Here is a 24,200-nt window from a genome sequence, read left to right on the forward strand (position 1 = left end):
CCTACACCTGCCGACCACGCAGAACGCGCGCGGTCAGAACAATTCCGCCGACAAACCCGCAGAGCGCGAGGATGTCAAATACCAGCATCAGCCCCGGCGACCAGTCGAAATGCCGCCCCAGCCATTGCACCAGACACCACGACAAGGCCACCGCCGCCAACCACATGACGCTGCGGCGCGGCTCGTCAGGCATCGCCCTTCCCTTTCGGGCCATCCGCATTGACCTGCTGCCCGGGTTCGGCCTGCGCCGTCCCGCCTTCGGCCGTCTTTTCGTCGGGCATGCGCGCCGCCGATTTCACCGGCGCGGTCTCCGTCGCGATGCCGGTATCGTCGATCGGGTGATCGGCTGCCGGCTGCGGATGGGGCGCATCCGGGGCCTCGTCGACCTCGGGCTGGCGCTGCCACGGCGTGCGCAGCGCAACCTCGGTCCCGTCGATGCGCTTGATCGTGTCGCCGATCTCCACCGCGCGCTGCACGGCGGCATTGAAGGGCGCGCGGTCCTCGGTCCCCTCCGTCAGCGCGGTCGGACCGCCCTTCGCCTCGGAGCTGTAGCGACCGTTCTGCGGGCCGGGACGCGGCACTTCGCCGGCGCTGAAACGCGCGATCAGCCCGCGCAGCACGTCCGGGGTCAGATCCTCGTAGTTGTCCTTGCCGATCTGCGCCATCGGCGCGTTCGTGCAGGCCCCGAGGCATTCCACCTCTTCCCACGAGAATTTGCCATCCGCCGACACTTGATGCGGATTGGCCGTGATCAGCTCCTTGCAGACGGCGATCAGTTCCTCGGCCCCGCAGATCATACAGGTCGTCGTGCCGCAGATCTGGATATGCGCCACGCTGCCCACGGGCGAGAGTTGGAACATGAAATAGAAGGTCGCAACCTCGAGTGCGCGAATCCGCGCCATCCCCAGAAGGTCGGCGACATATTCGATCGCCGGACGGCTGAGCCAGCCCTCCTGCTCCTGCGCGCGGAACAGCAGCGGGATGACGGCCGAGGCCTGACGCCCCTCCGGGTACTTCGTCATCTGGCCGCGCGCCCATGCGAGGTTGGCGGGCGTGAACTCGAACCCGGCGGGCTGCGTGTGATGCAAACGGCGGAGCATTAGCGGTCGACCTCCCCGAACACGATGTCGAGCGTTGCGATGATGGCAGAAACGTCGGCAAGCTGATAGCCCTTCGACATCTCGTCCATCGCCTGAAGATGGGGGAATCCGGGGGCCCGGATCTTGGCGCGGTACGGTTTGTTGGTGCCGTCCGCCACGAGATAGACGCCGAATTCACCCTTCGGCGCCTCTACCGCGGCATAGATCTCGCCGGCGGGGACGTGGAAGCCCTCGGTATAGAGCTTGAAGTGGTGGATCAGCGCTTCCATCGAGCGTTTCATGTCGCTGCGCTTCGGCGGCGTGATCTTCCCGCGCGCCAGCACGTCGCCCGCAGGCTCCTCGCGCAGCTTGGCACAGGCCTGCTTGATGATCTTGGTCGATTCCCGCATCTCGGCCATCCGGCAGAGGAAGCGGTCATAGCAGTCGCCATTGCGCCCCACGGGGATCTGGAAATCGAACTCGTCGTAAAGCTCGTAGGGTTGCGCGCGGCGCAGATCCCACGGCATGCCCGACCCGCGGGCCATGACGCCCGAGAAACCGCCGTCCAGCACCTGTTCGGGCGTTACGATAGCAATATCCACCGTGCGCTGCTTGAAGATGCGGTTCTCCATCAGCAGGTCCGACAGAAGGTCGATCAGCTTGGGGAAGGTGTCGCACCACGCATCGATTTCGTCCAGAAGGCCCGGGGGCAGGTCCTGATGGACGCCGCCGGGGCGGAAATAAGCGGCGTGCAGGCGGGCGCCGCTGGCCTTTTCATAAAAGACCATCAGCTCTTCGCGGGCCGTGAACCCCCAAAGCGGCGGCGTCAGCGCGCCGACATCCATCGCGCCGGTCGTCACGTTCATCAGGTGGTTCAGCAGGCGGCCGATCTCGCAGAACAGCACCCGGATCAGCGACGCGCGGCGCGAAATCGCCGTGCCCGTCAACCGCTCGATCGCAAGGCACCAAGCATGCTCTTGGTTCATCGGCGAGACGTAATCCAGCCGATCGAAATAGGGCAGGTTCTGAAGGTAGGTGCGGCTTTCCATCAGCTTTTCGGTGCCGCGATGCAGCAGACCGATATGCGGATCGACGCGTTCCACCACCTCGCCGTCCAGCTCCAGCACCAGACGCAGAACGCCGTGGGTTGCCGGGTGCTGAGGCCCAAAGTTCATGTTGAAGTTGCGGATCCGGTATTCGCCGGGTTGGCCGCCACCGTTCATGTCGCTGCTGCCGTCCATCATCCTACACTCCTGCCAAACTCGCCTGCCAGGCGGCGGGAAGTTCGCCGGCCCGACGGGCCACGGCGTCATATTGCGGGCGCAGCGCGGTCAGCGCGCGTGCGCGGTCCGCCTGCGAAAGAGTTACGTCCACCCCGCCATGCACGCGCTTGGCGAAATCAGGGCGATGCGGCGCGATGCCGAGGAAGGACGTGATACGGTCGAACCCCTGCGGCGTCATCAGCGTCTCATAGAACGCCACGCAAAGCTTGCGCGGATCGACCGCCGCATCCAGCCGCTTCAGCGCCCCGGCATAATCGCTGCGCATCCACGCGCCGCCCTGCCCGGCCAATGCCCGATCGAGCATCTGCTGCGCAAGGCCCGCAATCTCGGTGCGGTGCGTCGCGGCACGTTTGGCGTCCATCCGAACCTGGCTCCACAACCGGGCCACGGGATCGCGCATCAGATACAGGACGCGCACATCCCCCATCGAGGCCACACGCCGCAGGATCCGCGCCGGAAGCAGGCTGTAGGAGGGCGTGATGTCCCCGATCAGCCCGCGATCGCCCCGCCCCTCGGACAGATAGCCGAGATAGTCGCGCAGGCACAGACGGCCGCGGCGCATCACCCCGATCCACTGCTGCAGATCATCGCGCAGCCGGCCACCGGCCTTAGCGGCGCGCGCCTCCAGCTTCGGAAGCTGGCGTTTCCAGCGCCCACCCGCGAAGGTGTCGAAATAGTGCAGCTCCTTGATGGCGCGCAGATGGCAATCCGGGTGCGACGCAAGCTGATCGAACAGCCACGTCGTGCCGGATTTCGTTGCACCGACACCCAAAAGTATGGTCGGTTGCCGCGTCACGTGCTGGCCTTGTCATCGCCCGGAAGGATGTAATCCGCACCTTCCCACGGGCTCATGAAATCGAACTGCCGGTATTCCTGCGTCAGCCGCACGGGTTCGTAGACGACGCGCTTCTGCGTTTCGTCGTAGCGCACCTCGGTATAGCCGGTCGTCGGGAAATCCTTGCGCAGCGGATAGCCGCGGAAGCCGTAATCGGTCAGGATGCGGCGCAGGTCCGGATGCCCGGAGAAGAGGATGCCGAACATGTCGAACACCTCCCGCTCGAACCAGTTGGCCGAGGGGTGGACCGAGGTGATGGACGGAGCCAGCTCATCCTCGTTCACGGCGGCCTTCAGGCGGATGCGGTGGTTCTGCTGCATCGACAGGAAGTGATAAACGAGATCGAACCGCTCGGGGCGTTCGGGATAGTCGATCGCCGTGATGTCCACCAGCGAGGTGAAGCGGCAGGCGCCGTCCAGCTTCAGAAACTCCACGATCCGCACGATCTCGGACAGCGGAACGCGCAGCGTCAGCTCGCCATGCGCGATGGTTTCGTCCAGCACGACATCGGCCATCTTCAGGCGGATCGTCGCGGCAAGTTCAGCGAGGGCTTCGGACATCGTGGCTCTCTCCTTACCGCGTCAGGGTGCCGGTGCGGCGGATCTTGCGTTGAAGTTGCAGGATCCCATAAAGCAGCGCCTCCGCCGTGGGCGGGCAGCCGGGGACATAGACATCGACCGGCACGATCCGGTCGCAGCCGCGCACGACCGAATAGCTGTAGTGATAGTAACCGCCGCCATTGGCGCAGCTGCCCATGGAGATGACGTAACGCGGCTCCGGCATCTGGTCATAGACCTTGCGCAGCGCGGGGGCCATCTTGTTGGTCAGCGTGCCCGCCACGATCATCAGGTCCGACTGGCGCGGACTGGCGCGCGGCGCGGTGCCGAAACGCTCGATATCGTAGCGCGGCATGGAGGTCTGCATCATCTCCACAGCGCAGCAGGCCAGACCGAAGGTCATCCAGTGAAGCGAGCCGGTGCGCGCCCAGTTGATCACATCCTCGGTCGAGGTCAGCAGGAAACCCTTGTCCTGCAACTGCGCATTGAGGGTCTGAGTCGCGACCTCGCGGTCCGCGCCCGCGACGTTCGCCGAAGTGCTCACGCCCATTCCAGAGCCCCCTTCTTCCATTCGTAGATGAAGCCGATCGTCAGCACCCCAAGGAACACGATCATCGACCAGAAAGCCGCCATCGACAGCCCGCCGAAGGCCACGGCCCACGGGAACAGGAAGGCCACTTCCAGATCGAAGATGATGAACAGGATGGAGACGAGGTAGAACCGCACATCGAATTTCATGCGAGCGTCGTCGAAGGCGTTGAAGCCACACTCGTAGGCGGAGACCTTTTCAGGGTCGGGATTTCGCACCGCGAGGATGACGGCCGATGCCAGGAGCACAAGCCCCAGGCCGAGCACGATCACGAGAAAAACGATGATCGGGAAATACTCTCGGAGAAGTGCGTCCACGATTGGCTCCTTCCATTTGCGGAAAACCCGATGTCCGCAAAAAGTTGCTGATGCTCATGTATAAGGGTGCGCGGCCGGGGTCAATGCGACAGCGCCAGAATGTCGGTCAGCAAAACAAGGCTGCACGGCGATGGGGCCGAGAAAAATAAACATCGGCATCCGGTGGTATCCCACGGCATACCTCAACCCAGCAATCTGCGGGCAAGATCAGGCAGATCGGCGTAATCGTGCAGCAGATGATCGGGGCGCAGATCCTCCACGGTGGAACCGGCCGGGCCGAAGGTGACCAGAAGGCAGGGCACATGGGCCGCAGCGGCCGTCAGAAGGTCGGTTTCGGTATCGCCCACGAGGAAGGACCGCTCCACCTCGCCCCCGGCGCGGCGCACCGCCTCGCGGTACGGATCGGCATGGGGCTTGCGGACGGGAAGCGTGTCCGCTCCGATCAGCGCATCGAACAGATCCAGCACCTTCAGGTCCGTCAGCAGCGCGCGGGCCAGCCCCTCGGGCTTGTTGGTGCAGATCGCAAGGGCGAAACCCTCGGCCTTCAGGCAGCGCAGCGCATCGGCTGCACCGGGATAGAGGCGGCTGTGCACCGCCACCGCCTGCCCGTAATAGTCGAGCAGCAGCGGATACTGCCCGTTCACATCCGCCTCCGACCACGCGCCGCCCACCCGTTCGAACCCGAGGCGCAGCATCGCCCGTGCGCCCCGCACCGCCACCGCGCCATCCGCGTCGGGGTGCAGCCGATCCCCATGACCGAGCGCGCGGAAGCAGGCATTGGCCGAGGCGATGAGGTCGGCCACCGTGTCCGCCAGCGTCCCGTCCAGATCGAAAACCACCGTGCGCATTGAAACCTCCGGTAAAAGGATGTGACCGACCCGCCCCTTGCGGCGTCCGGCCCAAGGGGTAAAAGCTGCACGACAAGAAGACCAGAGGGACATATGGCAGCCACTTCGCTCATCATCCTTGCGGCGGGCATGGGCTCGCGCATGAATTCGGACCTGCCGAAGGTCCTGCACCCGCTGGCCGGGGCGCCGCTGTTGCACCATGCGATGCAGGCAGGCCGCGCCCTGCAGCCCGAGCGAACGGTGATCGTGACCGGCCATGGCGCCGCCGAGGTGGAGGCTGCCGCTCGCCGTTTCGACCCCGACATCGACACCGTCCTTCAGGCCGAGCAGCTCGGCACGGGCCATGCCGTGCAGCAGGCGATGCCGCTGCTCGCCGGACTGACCGGCGATGCGGTGGTGCTGTTCGGCGATACCCCCCTCATCCAGCCCGACACGCTGGAGCGGATGCGCGAGGCGCGCGCACAGCATGCGGTCGTCGTCCTCGGCTTCGAAGGCGCGGGGCGTTATGGCCGCCTCGTGATGCGCGGGCCGGAACTGGATCGGATCGTCGAATACAAGGATGCAACGGACGAAGAACGCAGCATAAGCCTCTGCAATTCGGGCGTTATGTGCGTCGATACCTCCCTTCTGGCCGACCTGCTGAATGAACTGCGCGCCGACAACGCCGCCGGGGAATATTACCTGACGGACATCGTGGCCATCGCCCGCAGCCGCGGCCTTTCCTGCGGGGCCGTGATCTGCGACAGCCGCGAGACGGTCGGCATCAATACCCGCGCCGAACTCGCCGAAGCGGAGGCCATGTTCCAAGCCCGCGCCCGCGCCGATGCCTTGGAGAACGGCGTAACGTTGACCGCGCCGGAGACCGTGTTCTTCGCCCTCGACACCGTTATCGGCCGCGATGCCATCATCGGGCCTAGCGTCGTCTTCGGGCCCGGTGTCACGGTGGAAAGCGGCGCCGAAATCCGCGCCTTCTGCCATCTGGAGGGGTGCCACATCTCGCGCGGGGCCACCGTCGGCCCCTTCGCCCGCTTGCGTCCCGGCGCGGAACTGGCCGAAGATGTGCATGTCGGCAACTTCGTGGAGATCAAGAACGCCGTCCTTGATGAGGGCGTGAAGGTCGGCCATCTCACCTATCTCGGCGATGCGCATATCGGCGAGAAGACGAATATCGGCGCCGGCACCATCACCTGCAACTATGACGGCGTGAACAAGCACCGGACCGAGATCGGCCCCCGCGTCTTCGTCGGCTCCAACACCATGCTCGTCGCGCCGGTCAGCATCGGGCGCGATGCGATGACTGGCTCCGGCTCCGTCATCACCGAGGACGTTCCGGCGGAGGCGCTGGCCATCGGCCGCGCGCGTCAGGTCACGAAACTCGGCATGGCCGTCCGCTTGATGGACCTGTTCATGTCCAAGAAGAAGAAAGCCTGACATATGTGCGGTATCATTGGGATTCTTGGCAAGAACGAGGTCGCTCCCCAATTGGTGGAGGCGCTGCGGCGGCTTGAATATCGCGGCTATGATTCCGCCGGGATCGCGACGGTGGATGGCATGCGCCTTGATCGGCGGCGGGCGGTCGGCAAGCTCGTGAATCTGTCGGATCTGCTGGTGCACGATCCATTGCGCGGCAAGGCGGGCATCGGCCATACCCGCTGGGCCACGCATGGCGCGCCCACCTGCGACAACGCCCACCCGCACCGCGCGGGCGGCGTGGCCGTAGTGCATAACGGCATCGTCGAGAACTTCCGCGAACTGCGCGAAGAGCTTGCGGCCGACGGGTATCACCCCCAGAGCCAGACCGATACCGAGGTCGTCGCCCTGCTGACGGCGCGTGAGTTGGATCGCGGCGCCTCTCCGCGCGATGCGGCGCTGAGCGCGATCGACCGGCTGGAAGGCGCCTTCGCCCTTGGCTTTCTCTTCGATGCGGAGCCGGACCTGATGATCGGCGCGCGCAAGGGCTCGCCCTTGGCGATCGGGCATGGCGACGGGGAGATGTTCCTCGGATCGGATGCCATCGCCCTCGCCCCGTTCACCAACCGCATCACCTATCTGGAGGAAGGCGACCGCGTGATCCTGCGCCGCGAGGGGGCCGAAATCCTCGACGCATCGGGGCGGCGCGCGAACCGTGCCATGGCGCGGATCGACGTAGGGGCCACGCTGCTCGACAAGGGCGGTTTCCGGCATTTCATGGCGAAGGAGATCGCCGAGCAGCCCGCCGTTCTGGCCGATGCCATCGCCCATTACCTTCCGGATGGCCTGCACCTGCCGCTCGATTTCTCGGACGTGGATCGGCTGACGCTGGTGGCCTGCGGCACCGCACATTACGCCTGCCATGTCGCGAAATACTGGTTCGAGCAGATCGCCCGCCTCCCCGTCGAAATCGACATCGCCTCGGAGTTCCGCTACCGCGATCCGGTGCTGAGCCCGCGCCAATGGGCGGTCTTCGTCAGTCAATCCGGCGAGACGGCCGACACCCTCGCCGCGCTGCGCCACGCTTCGGGCAAGGTCGGCAAGACGGTGGCCGTCGTCAATGTCGCCACATCCTCCATCGCGCGGGATGTGGATGTAGCCCTGCCGATCCTTGCCGGGGTGGAGGTGGGCGTGGCCTCGACCAAGGCCTTCTCCTGCCAGTTGATGGTGCTTCTGGTGATGGCGCTGAAGGCGGCGCATGATCGAGGCGTTCTGGACGATGCGGCGCTGGCCGCGCATCTGGCCGATATCCGCGCGCTGCCCGGACTGATGAATCAAGCGATGACCGTGGCACAGCCCGTCGCCGCCCTTGCCGACGATCTGGCCGAGGCGCAGGATATCCTCTTCCTCGGTCGCGGGCCGATCTATCCGCTGGCCCTCGAAGGCGCGCTGAAACTCAAGGAACTCAGTTACATACATGCCGAAGGTTATGCATCGGGCGAACTGAAGCATGGCCCGATCGCGCTGATCGACGCGCATGTGCCGGTGATCGTCCTTGCGCCGCGCGACGCGCTGTTCGAAAAGACCGTCTCCAACATGCAGGAGGTGATGGCCCGCCACGGCCGCGTCCTCCTCATTTCCGACGAACGTGGGATCCGCGAGGCGGGCGCCGATTGCTGGCGCACCATCCGCATGCCCGAGGTGCCGGCCCTGCTGGCCCCCCTTCTTTATGCCATCCCGGCCCAACTCCTTGCCTATCACACGGCGATCGCCAAAGGCACGGACGTGGACCAACCCAGAAATCTAGCAAAATCGGTGACAGTGGAATGAACGCGGTGGAGGCCCTGCGCGCGCAGGGAAACGAAGATCTGGCCGCAGCCGCGGCCGAACGTCATGGGGGGGAACGGACCTACCTTGGCACGCCCAACGCCGCGATCGACGCTTTGGTGGCCGAATGGCGCGCCGATCTGTCGGTGGAGGAGCGCGTGGCCCTTGCCAGCTCCCTCTGGCATTCGGACGTGCATGAGGCGCGGATCGCGGCTGCCCGCCTTCTGCTTCAGGCCCGGATGCGCCCGGACGAACCGGCATGGCGTCTGGTGCAGGCTTGGCTGCCGGATCTGGATGTCTGGGCGATTGCCGATGCCGTGGGCAAAGCCGCCGAAAAGCGAGTGATGGCCGATCTGGACCGGCTGGAGACGGTGAAGGATTGGACCCTGTCCGAAAATCCGTGGATGCGGCGCTGCGCCTTGATGGCGACGGCCCCCTTGGCCAAGAAGAACCACCCCAAACCCGCCGAGAATGCAGCGCGGGACGAGGTTCTGGATTGGATCGTGGATCTGCTTCAAGATCGCGACTGGCATGTCCAAAAGGCGATCGCGGCATGGCTGCGGGATCTGTCGCGCCATGACCCGGACCGTCTGCGCAGCTTCCTTGCCGAACATTCCGAAGCGATGCGCGGCTTCACCCGTAAGGACGTGGCCAAGCTGGTCTGATAAGAAAAAGGGCATCCGATGCGGATGCCCTTTTGCACAAGATCAGAAGTGGATCGCGCGTTTCCACGCATCCAGCACGGATTCGTGCATCATCTCCGACAGCGTCGGGTGCGGGAAGACCGTCTGCATCAGGTCTTCCTCGGTCGTCTCCAGCGTCCGACCGATGACATAGCCTTGGATCAGTTCCGTCACCTCGGCCCCGATCATATGCGCGCCCAGAAGCTCGCCCGTCTTGGCGTCGAACACCGTCTTCACGAAGCCTTCCGCCTCGCCAAGCGCGATGGCCTTGCCATTGCCGATGAAGGGGAACTTGCCGACCTTCACGTCATAGCCGGCTTCCTTGGCACGCGCCTCGGTCATGCCGACGGACGCGACCTGCGGGTTGCAGTAGGTGCAGCCGGCAATCGTGCCCGGCTTGATCGGATGCGCGTGCTCGCCCGCGATCAGTTCGGCCACCATCACGCCTTCATGGCTGGCTTTGTGGGCAAGCCACGGCGCACCGGCGATGTCGCCGATGGCATAGAGGCCGTCCACGCCCGTCTGGCAGTATTCGTTCACCACGACATGGGTGCGGTCGATCTTCACGCCCAACTCTTCGAGGCCGAGCCCTTCGACGTTACCGACGATGCCCACCGCAGAGATGACGGTGTCGAATTCCGCGGTCGTGGTCTTGCCGCCCGCTTCCAGATGCGCGGTGACACGGCCATTGGCCTTGTCCAGCTTCTTCACGGTCGTCTTTTCGAGGATCTTCATCCCCTGCTTCTCGAACGCCTTCTTGGCGAAGGCCGAAACCTCGGCATCCTCGACCGGAAGGACGCGGTCCATCACCTCGACCACGGTCGTATCGGCGCCGAGCGTGTTGAAGAAGCTCGCGAATTCGATGCCGATGGCGCCCGAACCGATCACCAGCAGCTTCTTCGGCATCCGCTTAGGCTGCAGCGCGTGGCGGTAGGTCCAGACGAGATCGCCATCCGCTTCAAGGCCCGGCAGCGTGCGCGCACGCGCGCCGGTCGCCAGCACGATGGATTTCGCCGTCAGCTCTTGCGTGCCCTTGTCGGTCTTGACCGAAACCTTGCCCTTGGCGGGCAGCGTCGCCTCGCCCATGACGACGGTGATCTTGTTCTTCTTCATCAAGTGGCCGATCCCGGAGGACAGCTGCTTGGCCACCCCGCGCGACCGCGTGACCACGGCGTCGAGGTCATAGCCGAGACCTTCGGCCTTCAGCCCGAATTCCTTGGCCCGGTGCATCAGGTGGAACACCTCGGCCGAGCGCAGCAGCGCCTTCGTCGGAATGCAGCCCCAGTTCAGGCAGATACCGCCGAGGTTCTCGCGCTCCACGATGGCGACCTTCAGGCCAAGCTGTGCGCCGCGGATCGCGGCGACATAGCCGCCCGGCCCGGCCCCGATGACGATCATGTCGAAATTGTCGGCCATCAGCCCCTCCAGTAAAACTGGTTTAGTATTAAACTATCAATCCACGACACGCAATGTAGGGGTCGTGCGGAAGCGTTCAACGAAGCCGGCATAGCCGCCTTGATCCATGAATTCCTGCTCTTCCAGGGTCATGTCGCGGCCAAGGGCGGCGTTGCGGAAGGGGAAACGACCGAACCGATGGATGATCGCCTCATGCGCTTCGGCATGCAGCAGGCTTTCGGCCCCGGTTTCGGGCATACGCTCGCGGAACAAATGCACCGACAGCGCCTGATCGTCGGGATATTCGGAATGTTCGAACGGCAGATAGAAGAACCCCCGCTCCGGCTCCGGCGCGGCCATGTCCCAGCCGTGATCGAGCGCGCGGCGCGCGGCGGCGCGCGCCTGCGGATCGGTCGCGAAGGCCCGCGCTCGGCCCCGCCAGATATTACGCGAGAACTGATCGCAGACGATCAGATAGGCCAGCGTGCCGACCGTTCCGTTCGGCCAATGCTCCAGCCCGCCCTGCAATGCGGCCTCCCAAAGATCGCCGAAACGCTCGCGCACCTCGTCGTCCAGATCCGGGTCGGCCACATACCACGCCTCGGGCGACACCTCGCCCAGCCAGAATTCGAGCACGCTTTGCGGATCGTCCATGAGATACCTCCTAGGCGCAACCTGTCAGACATATCCGGTCAAGGCAACTAGCGCGTCTCGACCGTGGCGGCGGTGTCCTGACCCGCCTCTTCCATCAGACCACCGACGGCGACCGGCGCCGCAAGCGGGGCGACCGCCGCGAAGGAGCCGGTCTCTTCCGGGCGCGGCGCGGCGCGCTGCGTCATGCGGTAGGCGGCATAGGCGGCGATCAGGACCATCAGCACGAAGATGAACACGAAGAAGCCCGACTGCCCCACGCGGTTCATCATCCAGCCGGTGATCGGCGGACCCGCCACCGCGCCGAGGCCGTTCATGAACAAAAGGCCCGCGCTGGCGGCGGCCATCTGCTCCTTGGCGAGGAAGTCGTTGGTATGGGCGATGAAGAGCGCATAGAGCGGGTTCGACACGCCGCCGAGGATCACCGCCGCCGGGATCAGATAAACCAGATCGACCGGCAGGAAGATCGTCACGAACATCGCGACCGCCCCCGCCGCCGCACTGCCGCAGATGACGAGGCGGCGATCCATCCGGTCCGACAGCCAGCCGATCGGATATTGCAGCACGAGGCCCCCGGCATAGATCGCGGCGATGAACAGCGAAATCTCGGCCACCGAAAGGCCCGCCACCGTTCCCCAGACCGAGGCCATGCCGAACATCGACGAGAAGATGCCCCCCGACAGGAACATCCCCACCACGCCCAGCGGCGACACCTCATAGAGGCGGCGGAAGCTGAGCCGTTCCGTCGTCTCGAAGGTCGGGGCCTGCGACACGCTGAGAAGGATCGGCAGGAAGGCGACGGACACCAGCACCGAAGGCAGCACGAACATCGCAAAGCCCGCCGGATCGCCGAGGTTCAGCAGCATCTGGCTGCTGATGATCCCGATCATCTGCACGATCATATAGAGCGACAGCGCCTGACCGCGGTTTTCGTTGGTGGAGGTGTTGTTCAGCCAGCTTTCCGCCGTGATGTACACGCCCGAGAAGCTGAACCCGATCAGCACGCGCATCATCGACCAGACGAACCAGTCCGGCAGCACCGGGAAGCAGACGAGGATCGCCGAGATGACCGATCCCAGTGCCGCAAAGACCCGCACATGCCCGACGCGCTGGATCATCTCCGGCACGAAGCGCGAGCCGATCATGAAGCCGAGGTAATAGGCCGACATCACGACCGACATCTGCAGCGTGGAAAAGCCCTCGATCCCGCCCCGGATCCCCAGCAGCGAGCTTTGCATGCCGTTCCCGACCAGCAGCAGCATGACACCGACCAGAAGCGGCCATGCGGAGTTCAGAACGGACAGCATGCGGACCTCAGCGTGCAGGGATGAGCAGGGACGCGTCCCCGTATGAGAAGAAACGGTAGCCCTCGGCGACGGCATGACCATAGATGCGGCGGATCGCCGCTTCGCCCATCAGCGCCGAGACCAGCATCAGCAGGGTCGATTTCGGCAGATGGAAGTTCGTCATCAGCGCATCCGTCACCTGAAAACGGAAGCCGGGATAGATGAAGATGTCGGTTTCGCCGCGCCACGGTTCCAACCGGCCGGAGCGGGCCGCGCTTTCGATCAGGCGCAGGGCGGTCGTGCCCACGGGGATGACGCGGCCTCCGGCGGCGCGGGTGGCGTTCACCTCCTCGGCGGCGGCGGCGGTCACTTCGCCCCATTCGGCATGCATCCGGTGGGTGGTCACATCCTCCACCTTGACGGGCAGGAAGGTTCCCGCGCCCACATGCAGCGTCACTTCGGTGAAGGTCACGCCCTTGGCGCGCAGCGCCTCCAGCAGCGGAAGGTCGAAATGCAGGCTGGCGGTCGGCGCGGCCACCGCGCCCGAATGGCGGGCAAAGACGGTCTGGTAGTCGTCCTCGTCCTGCGCGTCGGGGGCGCGTTTGGCGGCGATATAGGGCGGCAGCGGCATGGCCCCGGCCTCGGCCAAGGCGGCGTCGAAATCATCCGTCTCGAAGGACAGGATCACCTCGGTGTCGGTCTTGGCGGCGACCGTCGCCGACAGGCGGTCGGAAAAGCGGATCACCTCCCCCTCGGCCAGCTTGCGCAGCGGCTTGGCGAAGGCGCGCCAGCCCTCGGCCGCCGGCTCCAAGAGCGTGACCTCGATCTTGGCGGTGGCCTGGCCCTGCCCGGTCTGGCGCCGCCGGGTGCCCGTCAGCCGCGCGGGGATCACCTTGGTGTTGTTCAGCACCAAGCGGTCGCCCGGGCGGAAGATGTCGATCAGATCGCGCACATGCCGGTCCGCGATCGTATCGCCCTCGGCCAGAAGCAGACGGGCCGAGGTGCGCGGCCGCGCCGGGCGCGTGGCGATCAGCGTGTCGGGAAGGTCGAAATCGAAATCGGAAAGTTTCATTGTGCCAGCCTTGGTGCCGCGCCCTGAAGCGCATCGCGCAGTGGGCCGGGCGTCAGAAGCGACAGCGGGTTCACCCCGATCTGCGGATCGTCCGCCGTGCCGCGCAGGGTATAGGTGATGCCGAACAGCCCCTCGCCATTCTGCGAACCGGCTCCGTTCAGATACCAGACGGGCGAGACGACGCCCTGCATGAAGAACCGCTTGTCCGTCAACCGAAACACCCCTTCCGCCGTCACGCCCAGCGACGTGCCGGTCGCCGCGCCCCTCGTGACCTCGATCGCGCCGGGGGTCAAGCGGAAGGCGGCCGTCACCCGGTCGAAGAGCAGACCGCCATTGGCCAGCTGATCCGCAGCGCCCACGCCCGACAGCGCATTGACCGCACCGACCGCCGCCGGAAGGTCCGTGATGCGCACGCCCCCAGCTTCGACGGAGCCGTCATATTCCCCATCCGCCGCGCGCGGGGCAAGGCGCAGATCGAGCGCGCCGCCGCTTGCCTTTTCGAAGAAGCCCGCCGATTTCAGAACGCCTCCGGCATCGTCCGATTGCAGGTTCACCGCCGTGCCATGCGCCGATGGGCCGACCTGTCCCGTGACGGCGGTGCCGCCATTCACCTGCCCGGTGAATTGGCCATGAAATCCCCCCGCCGTCGCGAAATCGCCGCGCAGACCCGTCAGCGCCAGATCGTCGGTCACTTGCAGGCGATCGAGGCGCGTCGTCACCGGCGTATCCCCCGACCCGCCGCCCGCGCCCTTCGGCAGGTTCAGGCGGCGCAGGTCCACCGTGCCGCCCGTCACCGCCACCGCGGGTGCCGCCTCCCCCCGGCCCGTCAGCACCACCGGCGCATCGAGCCAGCCGTTCAGCCGCACGCGCGACAGGTTGACGGCATCGAGCTTGCCATCCGCCGTCAGCACCACATTGCCCGCAGCATCGAGCCCGCCGCCCGCCAGATGCAGCGCCTCCACCTCGGGCACATCGCCAAGGCGCGCCTGCACCCGAAGCTCCCCCGCCTCGGCGGCGGGCTTGGACCAGCCGATCGACGCCAGCTGCCCCGACAGCCCCACCAGATCGGAGGTCAGCACCATCTCGGGCGGGGCGCCGCGCGGAAGGGTGATGTCGATCTTGCCTTCGGCCTCGCCCTTCAGCAGACCGTCGGGCAGGTCGATCCGAAACTCCTTCGCCGCGGCGGGCGAGAGGGTGGCCGTCCCGGACACCGTCGCATCGCCTCCGTTCAGCGGCAGGCGGTAGCGCGCATCGAAGGGCACCGCCCCCAGCGCGCCCGCCCCCCCGACCGACAGCGCCGACGGGTCCGCATGCAGCACCATCCGCGGCGCGGTCAGGGTCTTGCCCGGCACCAGCCGGTCAGAGACGAGATCGCGGATCACGCCATCCACCTCGAACCCGACATCCTCCGGCTCGATCTCTTCGATGATGGGCAGGGACAGATGCGTGCGCATCGTCGCTTCGCCCTGCCCCAGATCGGCCGATTTTCCGGCGCGCGACAGGAAACGGAAGGGCGGCTGGTCCAACAGCGACAGCGCCGCCGTCACGCTGCTGTCGGTGCGCAGGTCGATCTCGGCACGGATGGGGCGTTCGCGCAGGTCCGGCACCACCAAGGTCGATCCATCCGCCGTGACCGCACCGCCTTCGGGCGGGGTGACATGGCCGCGCCGCAGCGTCATCGCATAGCGGTCCGCATGGATGGAGGCATAACCCTCGCCCCCTTCGATCGGCGGCAGGGTCCGCAGCACCTGCACATCCCCTTCGGCAAAGCTGTAGCCAAGGGAGACGCGCGGCTCCTGCCCCGGCGCGATGCGGATCGCGGCGCGGACGTTGCGCAGATTGCCCTCCAGCACGTTGCGGTCCAACCATTCGCGGGTGCGCGGCACCAGCGCGAGCGGCCACAGCGCCAAAAGCTGATCGCGGCGGATGGCATTCAGGCTGGGATCGAAGGCCAGCCACCAGCCATCGGGATCGGCGCGCACATGCCCATGCCCGCGCAGCACGCGGTCCCCCTCCACCAGCGCGACCTGCCCGATATCTACCGTGAAGGGATCCAGCCGCAGCCGCGCATCCATCATCCCCGAGGAAAAGCGCACAGGCTCGGTGAAGAGGCCATAAGGATCGAGCGCGATGTCGCGCAGGCGGAGCTGGGCCAGCACCTCGCGCGGCAGGCCCGCCTCCAGATCGCGCAGATAGGCCTGCCCCTCGGCGGCAAGGTGCAGGGTCGGCCCCTGAAGGTTCAGATGCGTCAGCTGTACCTTCTGCGCCGCCGGATCGTAAGACAGCGCGAGCGAGGCCGCATCGAACGGGATCGGCCGCATGTCCGGGCGCGGGCGCAGCGCCCCGGTCCCGAGGTCGAGCTGCGCCTCCAGCGCCGCGATGTCGCCGCTCGGATCCAGCCGCGTGTGCACCTGCCCCGCGACCTGCGCGTCCAGCACCGCCAGCGGCGCCAGCGGGGCGGCCTGCGCCGCGATGTCGGAGGCCGCGATGCCCGACACCTCGGCCGAGAGCGCGGTCGTACCAGCGTCGATATCCGTCTGGGCCGTCAGCTCGATGCGCCCCGTTTCGGTCCCGGCAAGTCCGGCCGACAGATCGGCGTGAAGCGTGGCATCCTCGCGCCGCAGGGTCAGCGCGCCATCCGTCAGTTCCCACACATGGCCCGCCCGCTGATCGCGGATGCGGATGGCGACGCCCTCGATCTCCACCAGCCGCAGATCGGCCATCAGGGGCACGGTCAGGGCGCGGCGCATCTCCTCGATCATCTGGGCGTAGCTTTCGATCGGGGTGTCGCCCGCCGTGATCCCAAGCGCCAGATCGAAGGAGCCGTCGGCCCGCCGCTGCATGTCGATCTGCGCCCCGCGCAACGTAACGGCCTGCGGGCGCGGCAGAGGCGCGCGCCAACCCGGACGCGTGAAGGTCAGCGCAGCTTCGGGCAGATGCAGGACCGGCCGCCCTTCGCGGTCGGCAAGGCCGATGCCCGCAATCTCCACCCGTGGGCGGAAACGGGGGCTGAGGGTCAAGGACACCCCCTCCACCGTGACCTGCGCGCCGACGGTTCCGGCGCGGCGCAGCGTGAAATCGATCTGCCGCTGCACCATATCCAGAACGGCGCGCGGCAGCGGCACGGATTGCCCCGTGACGGCCAGCGTCACCGGCCCGGCCGCGACCAGCAGCCCCACGGCGCCCGCGGCGATCAGGCCCTTGCGTCTTCGCCGTCGATGCTGGCCCGTCCCGTCCGTCACGATCCGCCCCTGTTGCGTCATATGCACTTGCCTTCACATGCGGCCGAAGGCAACACGTTCCACATGACGCGGCCCCATGTCACAGATGCCCTGCCACAGATGAAGGAATGGCCATGACCCGCCAAGCCCCCGATTTCACCCTCCCCTCCACCGACGGAGAGATCACGCTGTCCGCGCTGGGGCAGAAGGCGGTCCTCTATTTCTATCCGCGCGACAACACGCCCGGCTGCACGCTGGAGGCGCAGGAGTTCCAGCGGCTCGCCGGTGCCTTTGCCGAGGCCGGGACCCGGATCATCGGCATCTCCAAGGACGACATGGCCTCGCATGAGAAGTTCTGCACGCGGCACGGTCTGGCGATCACCCTCGCCTCCGACACCGCCGAGGTGGCCGAAGCCTATGGCGTATGGGTCGAAAAGAACATGTATGGCCGCAAGAGCATGGGGATCGAACGCGCGACCTTCCTGATCGACGCCTCTGGGGCGATCGTGCGGGAATGGCGCAAGGTGAAGGTGAACGGCCATGCCGAAGAGGTACTGGAGGCCGCCCGTGCCTTGGGCTAGCCCATCGGCATGATTCCGCCAATATGCGCAAGGTTCCGCCACCGCCGCGGAACCTTTTTTCATTTTGGTTGCCCTAAGGCCACGGTTTCCCGTATCCACATCGCGGGACAGGGACGAGTCAGGGCATCATCACCCACTGGGCCATGCCGTTCACCGTGCGGCCTTCGGCCGGGCGCCCGTCGCTGTGACACACAAAAACGGACATGCTACCCGTGCTGAAACGCTTCGCCTCTCGGATCAACACCGCTCTGGATCGCCACCTTCCGGAACAGCGTCTGTATCTGAAATCGGACACCCAGACGCGCTTCATCCGCATCCGGCCGCTGACACAGCTGGCCGCGCTCAGCGGAAGCGTCGCCTTCGTGGGCTGGGGAATGGTCGCCTCGGCGATCGTGCTGATGGATGGGGTGTCCACCGGGTCCGGGAAGATGGCCGCTGCCCGCCAGCAGGCGATCTATGAGCAGCATCTGAACGCCATCTCGGACGAACGCGACATGCGCGCCGACGAGGCCGCGCAGGCGCAGCGCCGGTTCAACGCCGCCCTCGACGAGGTGTCGCAGATGCAGTCTCGCCTGCTTCTGGCCGAGGATCGCCGGCGCGAGCTTCAGGCCGGGCTGGAGGCGGTGCAAGGCATGCTGCGCACCACGGTGGACGAACGCGACGCCGCCCGCGACGATGCGCGCCAGTTGAAGGTGGCCCTCGCCGACCGCACCGATGGCGACGCCGCCGAGGCCGGGGCCCTGCTGACCGCGATGACCGATGCGCTGGCCGACACGACGCGCGAACGCGACGCGGCTGCCGAAACGGCGATGATCGCCAGCGCCGAAACGGATGAGCTGTCCGAGCAGCGCGCCGCCATGCAGGCCCGCAACGACGCCATCTTCACCCAGCTGGAAGAAGCCGTGTCTACCTCGATGGAGCCGCTGGACCGGATGTTCCGCGCGGCGGGGCTGGATACGGACGATCTGCTGCGCGAGGTCCGCAAGGGCTATTCCGGCGCGGGTGGGCCGCTTTCGTCGATCAGCATGTCCACGATGAGCGCGACCTCCTCCCCCGAGGAAGAGCGGGCCAATGCCATCCTGAAGGGGCTTCAGGACATGGACATCTACCGCATCGCCGCGATGCGGGCGCCGCTGTCGATGCCGCTGGAGGCGCGGTTCCGCTATTCCTCGCCCTTCGGGTATCGGAACGATCCAAAGGGGGCCGGTCGCCGCTTCCACGCCGGTGTCGACATGGCCGCCCCGATCGGCACGCCGATTCTCGCGACGGGCGACGGCACGGTGATCCGCGCCGGTTGGGTCAACGGCTATGGCAACATGGTGGAGATCCGGCACAATTTCGGGATCGAAACCCGCTATGGCCATATGTCGAAAATCCGTGTGAAAGCCGGCGATAAGGTGTCGCGTGGCGATCAGATCGGTGATATGGGATCGACAGGCCGATCCACCGGTAGCCATCTGCATTACGAGGTGCGCGTCGGGGACAAGGTGGTCAACCCCATGACCTTCATCAAGGCGGGAAAAGATGTTTTCTAAAAGCAGAGTTAACGAGCCTGGCCCGAAACAGGCGGATGGCGACAACAAATCCTGGACGGACATGCCCAACAGCGACTCCCCCGCACCGCGCGGCAAGGCTGCGGCCTCGATCCTGTCCTCGGACCTGACGGTGGTCGGGAATCTGAAGACGACCGGTGACATCCAGGTCGAAGGCACCGTGGAAGGCGACATTCGCGCCCATCTGCTGACGGTCGGCGAAAGCGCCACCATCCGCGGCGAGATCGTGGCCGACGACATCGTCGTGAACGGCCGCGTCATCGGCCGCGTGCGCGGCCTGAAGGTGCGCCTCACCTCCACCGCCCGTGTCGAGGGTGACATCATCCACAAGACCATCGCCATCGAATCGGGTGCGCATTTCGAAGGTTCCGTCCAGCGTCAGGACGACCCGCTGCAGCAGGGCAAGAAGGCGATCGCCGCCCCGCAAGCCCAGCCGGCGATCCCGCCCCAGCCCAAGGCCGCCCCGAGCGCCTGAGCCGTCGGCCCGAGTGGCCGCACCGACGATTTGCCTTTGCCGCACGACACCTTATAAGTGCGGCAAAGTGGGGCGGACAGCATGAAGATCATCTTCCACCTTGGGGTCCATTGTACCGACGAGGAACAGGTTCTGCGCTGTCTGCGCCAGAACAGCGAAAGCCTTGCGGCGCAGGGCATCGTCGTACCGGACCCCGCCAAGTACCGTTCGCTGCTGCGCGATACCGCGACGGCGCTGGAAACGGGCAGCCTCAGCGAAGAGGCGCAGGACATCCTTCTCGACCAACTCCTCGACGGGCATGACGATGACCCGAGCCGGCTGGTGCTGGCTTGGGACAACTTGCTGTCCTTCCCGCAATGGGCGGTTCGCGGGCGGTTCTATCCGTCGGCGGGGACGCGCGTTCTGAACCTTGCCCGGATGTTCCCGAACGAAGAGGTGACCTTCCGCCTTGCCGTCCGCAATCCGGCGACATGGCTGCCCGACCTGCACGCCCGCCAAAAGGGCAAGAACTTCCGCGAACTCGTCTCCGGCCTGCCGATCGAAAAGCTGCGCTGGTCCGATATGGTGGAGGATATGGTCACCTGTTCGGACAATATCCGCGTGACGCTGTGGTGCGACGAAGATGCGCCGATCCTGTGGCCCCGGATCCTAGCCAGCATCGGCGGGGTGGAGGATGGCACCTCGCTGACGGGATGGACGGATTTCTATGCGCCGCTGCTCGATCCGCATGGGCTGAAGAACCTCGGCGCGGTCGCCGCATTGCCGATGGAGGAGCGGGAGGCCGCGATCTCGGCCCTGCTGGAGGCGCATGGCCTGCCCGATGCCTTCAACATGACGTTCGAGGCGCCGGGCTGGGACCAGATGACGGTGGATCACCTTTCCGCACTGTACGAGGCGGATGTCGCCCGCATCGGGGCGCTGCCGGGCGTGACGCTGCTGCGCCCGTGACGGGATCGGGGCGCGAACGCCCCGGCCCCAAGGCTCAGGCCATGCCGAGCGCTTGCTTGTAAAGCTCGAGAATCGCTTCCTCTTCGGCCAGATCGTCCTTGTCGCGTTTGCGCATGGTCACGATCTTGCGGATCACCGAAGATTGGTAGCCGCGGCCTTTCAGCTCGGCATAGACTTCCTTGATCTGCTCGGCGAGGTCGCGCTTCTCGGCCTCCAGATGTTCGATCCGCTCCACGAACTGCCGCAGTTCGGCCGCCGTCGCATCGACGCTCTCATCCATCATTGCTCACCTCTTCATCCACGTTCGCTCGCCCGTCAGTGCGTCCATTGCCGGTTGCCAGGGCTGTCGCGCTCGGTTACGCGGTTGGCCACGGAAATGGAAGGGGCACGGATGCACTGGCTGGTGATCATCGGGGCGATCGTGACGCTGCTGGGCGTGGGCGGGCTGCTGCGCTGCGTGCAACTGGCGCTGGCCGCCCGGCGCGAGGGGCTGGAGGGCGAGGCGCTGCAGGCGCGGTTCCGCCGATTGACCCTTGGCAACACCATCGCCTTGGGCATTTCGGCGCTTGGGCTGATGATGGTGATCACGGGCCTGCTTCTGGCTTGATTTCCGCGCCCGCCGGGTCGATGACGGATCGGCACAGCAAGAGGACGCTTCATGGACATCCGCCCGCTTACAGACAGCTATGCCGTCTCTCCGCAGATCGAGCCGGAAGATTTCGCCGCCATCCGCGCGGCCGGGTACACGACCGTCATCAACAACCGCCCCGACGGTGAAATCCCGGACGAGCTTCAGAGCCAGGCGATGCGCAAGGCGGCCGAAGAGGCCGGCCTGACCTTCATCGACAATCCGGTGATCGGCGGCGCGCTGACCGAAGGCAATGTGGACGCGCAGCGCACGGCGATCGACGCGGCCGAAGGGCCGGTGCTGGCCTATTGCGCGTCGGGCAACCGCAGCTCGGTCGTCTGGGCGCTGGCCCATGCCGGAGAGATCCCGGCCGATGAGCTGATCGAACGTCCGGCCCAATACGGCTACCAATTGGCGCATCTGCGCCCCATGCTGGACCGCTAACCCCCGGCAAGGCGGACAGCGCGCATCCCGCGCTGCTGCCCCAACTGCCCCTGTCCCACCGTGCGCCCGCCCGCATCGAGGCCGATGCGGTCGGTCCCGGCATCCGACAGGGGCAGCACCTGATCCCGCTCCAGCCGCAGCACCGCCGAAAGCGGCAGCGTCATGCGGTGCAGCACCGCCGTCAGGGGCACGTCGCTGTCCAGAACCCGCGCGGAGAGGCGTTCGGCAAAATCCTCTTGGCCGGCGCGGGTGCCTTCGGGCAGCGCGATGCCCACCTCCGACGATCGCGCGCCGCCCGCGAAACTCACCGTCACCTGCCGAAGCTGCAAGCGGCCCGTGCCCAGATGCGCCGACAGGGGCACCCCGTCCAGATGATCGCCCGCATGGGCCGCGCCCTCGCCCATCCCTTCCAGAAGGGCGGCGATGAAGTCGCTGGCCAGCAGCACATCGGTGCGCGTAGGCGTGCGGCCGGGGGCGGGCTGCGCCGCGCAGCGCCCCTTGATCCGCAGTTCCACCAGCGCCGCGACCAGATCCTGACCAAGGCGCAAGGCTCCGGCGCCGGTCGGCCCCCGCAACGGGATCAGCAGATCGCCCTCCCCCGTCTCAAGCTCCTCGGCCGAGATGTCGCGACAGGCGGCGGCGTCGATGCGCAGGTCCAGACGCAGCGCCTGCGCCGCCTGCATCACCGCATCGCGCAGCACGCCATCCTCCTCCGGCCTGCGGGCCGTGAGCTTGCGAAGAACCGTCACCGAGACCTCCATTCCGTCCCCCCGATGTTCCCCGATGTTCCTTAACCAAAGGTTCACGGATCGGCGAAACCTTGCCCCAGAGCTTCCTGCGACCGATCGCCCCTTGATTTGCATGGGTTCGCGCGCCACTCATTCGCAGATACGTTCCTTTGAAGAGGTTCATCCTTGCACGCCCTCATGTTCCGCCTTCTGGGTGCGACGGCTTTGTCCTGCGCCTTCCTTGCGCCGCCCCTTCACGCGCAGGATGCGGCAGCCCCCACTGTCGCCGCCGCCGCCGACCGCTTCGGCGATGCGCAGCCCTTCAGCTTCGATGCATTGGCCGCGAAGGCGCGCGATCTGGCGGCACGGCCCTATTCCGAGCCGGAGGTGCGCCACCCCGACATCCTCGATCAGATCGACTTCACCGCGCATTGGAAGATCCGGTTCAAGAACGACGAGACGGTGAAGATCGGCGATGCACCGGCCCAGTTCTTCCACCTCGGCACCTATTTCCGCCAGCCGGTCCGCATCTTCGACGTGGAGGACGGCGCCTCGCGCGAGATCCTCTATCACCGCGACTATTTCGAGATGCCCGATGACAGCCCCGCGCGCCAGATGGGCGACGACATGGGCTTTGCCGGGTTCCGCGTCATGCGCCCGGATCTGAAGACCGACTGGATTTCCTTCCTTGGCGGGTCCTATTTCCGCACCGATGGCTTCGCTCGCCAATACGGGCTTTCGGCGCGTGGCCTTGCGATCGACACCGGCATGGCGCAGGCTGAGGAATTCCCCCGCTTCACCGAATTCTACCTCGAGGATTCCAAGGAGCCGGGCGTCGATCTCGTGGTCTATGCCCTGCTCGACAGTCCCAGCGTTTCGGGCGCGTATCGGATGGCGATGTCCAACCGGAACGGGCTTGGGCAGGTGATCGACGTGGACAGCCGCCTCTTCTTCCGCGACGGCGTGGACCGGCTGGGGATCGCGCCGCTGACCTCGATGTTCTGGTTCTCGGAAAGCAACCGCTTCGCCTCGGCCGATTGGCGTCCGGAGGTGCATGACACGGACGGTTTGATGATGCTGACCGGCACGGGCGAGGAGATCTGGCGCCCGCTGAACAACCCCGACCGCGTCGTCACCTCCAGCTTCGCCGATACCAATCCGCGCGGTTTCGGCTTGATGCAGCGCGATCGCAACTTCGAGAACTATCAGGACGACGGCATCTTCTACGACAAGCGTCCCTCGGTCTGGATCGAGCCGACATCGGACTGGGGCCAAGGCGCCGTCACGCTGGTGGAGCTTCCGACCAATGACGAGGTTTACGACAACATCGTCGCCTTCTGGAATCCCGCACAGATGCCGGAACCGGGTCAGGAGATGGATTACAGCTATCGCATGACATGGGCCAAGGACGCCCCGGTCACGACCACGGTGGCGCGGACCACGGCCACGCGCATCGGCGAAGGCGGCTATCCCGGCAATCCGCGTCCCACCGATCAGGTGAAGATGCAGATCGAGTTCACCGGCGACATCCTCAAGGGCCTTGGCGGCGACGATGTGGAGGCGCATATCGACCTGCCCGACGGCGTGGAAGCGATCGAGCCGGGCGTCGTCAACGTTGTCGGCAAGGATGGCACCATGCGCCTGACCTTCGATGTGCAGAGCAGCGCCGATACGCTGGACATGCGGGCATTCCTGTCGGCGAAGGACGGTCAGCCGCTGACGGAGACATGGCTTGGCCAGATCCACCCGCAGCAGATTGCCTACCTCCGCCAGCACTGACACTCGGCGGC

The 24,200-nt window shown here is 66.1% G+C and carries 25 protein-coding genes; 10 read left to right on the forward strand and 15 right to left on the reverse strand.

The features are described from left to right. Position 1: 1 nt before the first annotated feature. The 8 genes from GR316_RS04065 to GR316_RS04100 form a co-directional block, all read right to left on the reverse strand. Positions 2-193, reverse strand: a complete 192-nt coding sequence (locus GR316_RS04065; RefSeq protein ID WP_211784768.1) for a DUF5337 family protein — start codon at positions 191-193, stop codon at positions 2-4. After that, positions 186-1,100 carry an NADH-quinone oxidoreductase subunit NuoE gene (gene nuoE, locus GR316_RS04070; protein ID WP_211784769.1) on the reverse strand — a complete coding sequence of 305 codons (915 nt, stop codon included), beginning with the start codon at positions 1,098-1,100 and terminating at the stop codon, positions 186-188. Before nuoE ends, GR316_RS04065 begins: the two co-directional genes overlap by 8 nt. Next, positions 1,100-2,323 carry an NADH-quinone oxidoreductase subunit D gene (locus tag GR316_RS04075; RefSeq protein ID WP_249218811.1) on the reverse strand — a complete coding sequence of 408 codons (1,224 nt, stop codon included), beginning with the start codon at positions 2,321-2,323 and terminating at the stop codon, positions 1,100-1,102. Before GR316_RS04075 ends, nuoE begins: the two co-directional genes overlap by 1 nt. A 1-nt stretch (position 2,324) precedes the next feature. Beyond that, positions 2,325-3,158, reverse strand: a complete 834-nt coding sequence (locus tag GR316_RS04080; RefSeq protein WP_211784770.1) for a sulfotransferase — start codon at positions 3,156-3,158, stop codon at positions 2,325-2,327. Further along, on the reverse strand, positions 3,155-3,757 hold the full coding sequence (locus GR316_RS04085) for an NADH-quinone oxidoreductase subunit C (protein WP_211784771.1): 603 nt from the start codon (positions 3,755-3,757) through the stop codon (positions 3,155-3,157). Before GR316_RS04085 ends, GR316_RS04080 begins: the two co-directional genes overlap by 4 nt. Before the next feature lie 13 nt (positions 3,758-3,770). After that, positions 3,771-4,304, reverse strand: a complete 534-nt coding sequence (locus GR316_RS04090) for a NuoB/complex I 20 kDa subunit family protein (RefSeq protein ID WP_211784772.1) — start codon at positions 4,302-4,304, stop codon at positions 3,771-3,773. Continuing rightward, a complete protein-coding gene (locus GR316_RS04095) occupies positions 4,295-4,660 on the reverse strand; it encodes an NADH-quinone oxidoreductase subunit A (protein WP_211784773.1) in 366 nt (121 codons plus the stop codon). Before GR316_RS04095 ends, GR316_RS04090 begins: the two co-directional genes overlap by 10 nt. 182 nt (positions 4,661-4,842) lie before the next feature. After that, the gene (locus GR316_RS04100; RefSeq protein WP_211784774.1) at positions 4,843-5,508 is read right to left on the reverse strand and encodes an HAD-IA family hydrolase; all 666 of its coding nucleotides are present in this window, start codon (positions 5,506-5,508) and stop codon (positions 4,843-4,845) included. A 93-nt stretch (positions 5,509-5,601) separates the two neighbouring features. Here GR316_RS04100 and glmU point away from each other — a divergent pair, with 93 nt between their 5' ends. Genes glmU through GR316_RS04115 form a run of 3 tightly spaced genes read left to right on the forward strand, consistent with a single transcriptional unit; the run spans position 5,602 to position 9,410 of the window. After that, positions 5,602-6,939 carry a bifunctional UDP-N-acetylglucosamine diphosphorylase/glucosamine-1-phosphate N-acetyltransferase GlmU gene (gene glmU / locus GR316_RS04105; RefSeq protein WP_211784775.1) on the forward strand — a complete coding sequence of 446 codons (1,338 nt, stop codon included), beginning with the start codon at positions 5,602-5,604 and terminating at the stop codon, positions 6,937-6,939. Positions 6,940-6,942: 3 nt separating this feature from the next. Then, positions 6,943-8,748 (forward strand): glutamine--fructose-6-phosphate transaminase (isomerizing), encoded by a 1,806-nt coding sequence (glmS, locus tag GR316_RS04110; RefSeq protein ID WP_211784776.1) that lies wholly within the window; start codon positions 6,943-6,945, stop codon positions 8,746-8,748. Continuing rightward, positions 8,745-9,410, forward strand: a complete 666-nt coding sequence (locus GR316_RS04115) for a DNA alkylation repair protein (protein ID WP_211784777.1) — start codon at positions 8,745-8,747, stop codon at positions 9,408-9,410. Before glmS ends, GR316_RS04115 begins: the two co-directional genes overlap by 4 nt. A 42-nt stretch (positions 9,411-9,452) precedes the next feature. Here the strand turns inward: GR316_RS04115 and lpdA are convergent, their stop codons facing one another. Genes lpdA through GR316_RS04140 form a run of 5 tightly spaced genes read right to left on the reverse strand, consistent with a single transcriptional unit; the run spans position 9,453 to position 17,095 of the window. Then, positions 9,453-10,844, reverse strand: a complete 1,392-nt coding sequence (lpdA, locus tag GR316_RS04120) for a dihydrolipoyl dehydrogenase (protein WP_390625180.1) — start codon at positions 10,842-10,844, stop codon at positions 9,453-9,455. Positions 10,845-10,880: 36 nt separating this feature from the next. Beyond that, positions 10,881-11,477 (reverse strand): DUF924 family protein, encoded by a 597-nt coding sequence (locus tag GR316_RS04125; RefSeq protein WP_211784778.1) that lies wholly within the window; start codon positions 11,475-11,477, stop codon positions 10,881-10,883. A 47-nt stretch (positions 11,478-11,524) separates the two neighbouring features. Continuing rightward, positions 11,525-12,781 carry an MFS transporter gene (locus GR316_RS04130; protein WP_211784779.1) on the reverse strand — a complete coding sequence of 419 codons (1,257 nt, stop codon included), beginning with the start codon at positions 12,779-12,781 and terminating at the stop codon, positions 11,525-11,527. Positions 12,782-12,788: 7 nt separating this feature from the next. Further along, entirely contained in the window at positions 12,789-13,832 is a 1,044-nt protein-coding gene (gene queA, locus GR316_RS04135; protein ID WP_211784780.1) for a tRNA preQ1(34) S-adenosylmethionine ribosyltransferase-isomerase QueA, read from the reverse strand. Beyond that, a complete protein-coding gene (locus GR316_RS04140) occupies positions 13,829-17,095 on the reverse strand; it encodes an AsmA-like C-terminal region-containing protein (RefSeq protein WP_211784781.1) in 3,267 nt (1,088 codons plus the stop codon). Before GR316_RS04140 ends, queA begins: the two co-directional genes overlap by 4 nt. Positions 17,096-17,187: 92 nt before the next feature. On the opposite strand from GR316_RS04140, the gene GR316_RS04145 reads away from it, so the two are divergent. The 4 genes from GR316_RS04145 to GR316_RS04160 all read left to right on the forward strand — a co-directional run bounded on the left by GR316_RS04145 (position 17,188) and on the right by GR316_RS04160 (position 20,610). Beyond that, positions 17,188-17,634: a peroxiredoxin gene (locus GR316_RS04145; protein WP_211784782.1), complete on the forward strand. Its 447-nt coding sequence runs from the start codon at positions 17,188-17,190 to the stop codon at positions 17,632-17,634. A 212-nt stretch (positions 17,635-17,846) separates the two neighbouring features. Beyond that, a complete protein-coding gene (locus GR316_RS04150) occupies positions 17,847-19,169 on the forward strand; it encodes a DUF5930 domain-containing protein (protein WP_390625181.1) in 1,323 nt (440 codons plus the stop codon). A gap of 61 nt (positions 19,170-19,230) precedes the next feature. After that, complete coding sequence (locus tag GR316_RS04155) at positions 19,231-19,662, forward strand: bactofilin family protein (RefSeq protein ID WP_390625182.1); 432 nt, start codon at positions 19,231-19,233, stop codon at positions 19,660-19,662. Positions 19,663-19,743: 81 nt separating this feature from the next. After that, on the forward strand, positions 19,744-20,610 hold the full coding sequence (locus GR316_RS04160; protein WP_211784785.1) for a hypothetical protein: 867 nt from the start codon (positions 19,744-19,746) through the stop codon (positions 20,608-20,610). A gap of 34 nt (positions 20,611-20,644) precedes the next feature. Here the strand turns inward: GR316_RS04160 and GR316_RS04165 are convergent, their stop codons facing one another. Continuing rightward, the gene (locus GR316_RS04165; RefSeq protein WP_211784786.1) at positions 20,645-20,893 is read right to left on the reverse strand and encodes a DUF2312 domain-containing protein; all 249 of its coding nucleotides are present in this window, start codon (positions 20,891-20,893) and stop codon (positions 20,645-20,647) included. 108 nt (positions 20,894-21,001) lie between these two features. On the opposite strand from GR316_RS04165, the gene GR316_RS04170 reads away from it, so the two are divergent. Beyond that, entirely contained in the window at positions 21,002-21,217 is a 216-nt protein-coding gene (locus GR316_RS04170; RefSeq protein ID WP_211784787.1) for a hypothetical protein, read from the forward strand. Positions 21,218-21,268: 51 nt separating this feature from the next. Beyond that, the gene (locus tag GR316_RS04175) at positions 21,269-21,682 is read left to right on the forward strand and encodes a protein tyrosine phosphatase family protein (protein WP_211784788.1); all 414 of its coding nucleotides are present in this window, start codon (positions 21,269-21,271) and stop codon (positions 21,680-21,682) included. Here the strand turns inward: GR316_RS04175 and GR316_RS04180 are convergent. Further along, the gene (locus GR316_RS04180) at positions 21,679-22,431 is read right to left on the reverse strand and encodes a FliM/FliN family flagellar motor switch protein (protein ID WP_211784789.1); all 753 of its coding nucleotides are present in this window, start codon (positions 22,429-22,431) and stop codon (positions 21,679-21,681) included. The genes GR316_RS04175 and GR316_RS04180 overlap by 4 nt on opposite strands. Positions 22,432-22,596: 165 nt before the next feature. On the opposite strand from GR316_RS04180, the gene GR316_RS04185 reads away from it, so the two are divergent. Beyond that, complete coding sequence (locus GR316_RS04185) at positions 22,597-24,189, forward strand: OpgD/OpgG family glucan biosynthesis protein (protein WP_249218812.1); 1,593 nt, start codon at positions 22,597-22,599, stop codon at positions 24,187-24,189. The last annotated feature ends 11 nt before the right edge of the window (positions 24,190-24,200 follow it).

Origin of the sequence: Falsirhodobacter algicola, from assembly GCF_018279165.1 — a bacterium.
In the GTDB taxonomy this organism is placed as follows: Bacteria; Pseudomonadota; Alphaproteobacteria; order Rhodobacterales; family Rhodobacteraceae; genus Falsirhodobacter; species Falsirhodobacter algicola.

Bases quoted from the DNA above. Each gene is read 5' to 3' on its own strand.
- GR316_RS04140 (WP_211784781.1), bottom strand. From the start codon at position 17,095: ATGACGCAACAGGGGCGGATCGTGACGGACGGGACGGGCCAGCATCGA.
- GR316_RS04145 (WP_211784782.1), top strand. From the start codon at position 17,188: ATGACCCGCCAAGCCCCCGATTTCACCCTCCCCTCCACCGACGGAGAG.
- GR316_RS04155 (WP_390625182.1), top strand. From the start codon at position 19,231: ATGCCCAACAGCGACTCCCCCGCACCGCGCGGCAAGGCTGCGGCCTCG.
- GR316_RS04100 (WP_211784774.1), bottom strand. From the start codon at position 5,508: ATGCGCACGGTGGTTTTCGATCTGGACGGGACGCTGGCGGACACGGTG.
- GR316_RS04130 (WP_211784779.1), bottom strand. From the start codon at position 12,781: ATGCTGTCCGTTCTGAACTCCGCATGGCCGCTTCTGGTCGGTGTCATG.
- GR316_RS04160 (WP_211784785.1), top strand. From the start codon at position 19,744: ATGAAGATCATCTTCCACCTTGGGGTCCATTGTACCGACGAGGAACAG.
- GR316_RS04065 (WP_211784768.1), bottom strand. From the start codon at position 193: ATGCCTGACGAGCCGCGCCGCAGCGTCATGTGGTTGGCGGCGGTGGCC.
- queA (WP_211784780.1), bottom strand. From the start codon at position 13,832: ATGAAACTTTCCGATTTCGATTTCGACCTTCCCGACACGCTGATCGCC.
- GR316_RS04090 (WP_211784772.1), bottom strand. From the start codon at position 4,304: ATGGGCGTGAGCACTTCGGCGAACGTCGCGGGCGCGGACCGCGAGGTC.
- GR316_RS04085 (WP_211784771.1), bottom strand. From the start codon at position 3,757: ATGTCCGAAGCCCTCGCTGAACTTGCCGCGACGATCCGCCTGAAGATG.
- GR316_RS04075 (WP_249218811.1), bottom strand. From the start codon at position 2,323: ATGATGGACGGCAGCAGCGACATGAACGGTGGCGGCCAACCCGGCGAA.
- GR316_RS04170 (WP_211784787.1), top strand. From the start codon at position 21,002: ATGCACTGGCTGGTGATCATCGGGGCGATCGTGACGCTGCTGGGCGTG.
- GR316_RS04125 (WP_211784778.1), bottom strand. From the start codon at position 11,477: ATGGACGATCCGCAAAGCGTGCTCGAATTCTGGCTGGGCGAGGTGTCG.
- lpdA (WP_390625180.1), bottom strand. From the start codon at position 10,844: ATGGCCGACAATTTCGACATGATCGTCATCGGGGCCGGGCCGGGCGGC.
- GR316_RS04165 (WP_211784786.1), bottom strand. From the start codon at position 20,893: ATGATGGATGAGAGCGTCGATGCGACGGCGGCCGAACTGCGGCAGTTC.
- glmS (WP_211784776.1), top strand. From the start codon at position 6,943: ATGTGCGGTATCATTGGGATTCTTGGCAAGAACGAGGTCGCTCCCCAA.
- GR316_RS04115 (WP_211784777.1), top strand. From the start codon at position 8,745: ATGAACGCGGTGGAGGCCCTGCGCGCGCAGGGAAACGAAGATCTGGCC.
- GR316_RS04175 (WP_211784788.1), top strand. From the start codon at position 21,269: ATGGACATCCGCCCGCTTACAGACAGCTATGCCGTCTCTCCGCAGATC.
- nuoE (WP_211784769.1), bottom strand. From the start codon at position 1,100: ATGCTCCGCCGTTTGCATCACACGCAGCCCGCCGGGTTCGAGTTCACG.
- glmU (WP_211784775.1), top strand. From the start codon at position 5,602: ATGGCAGCCACTTCGCTCATCATCCTTGCGGCGGGCATGGGCTCGCGC.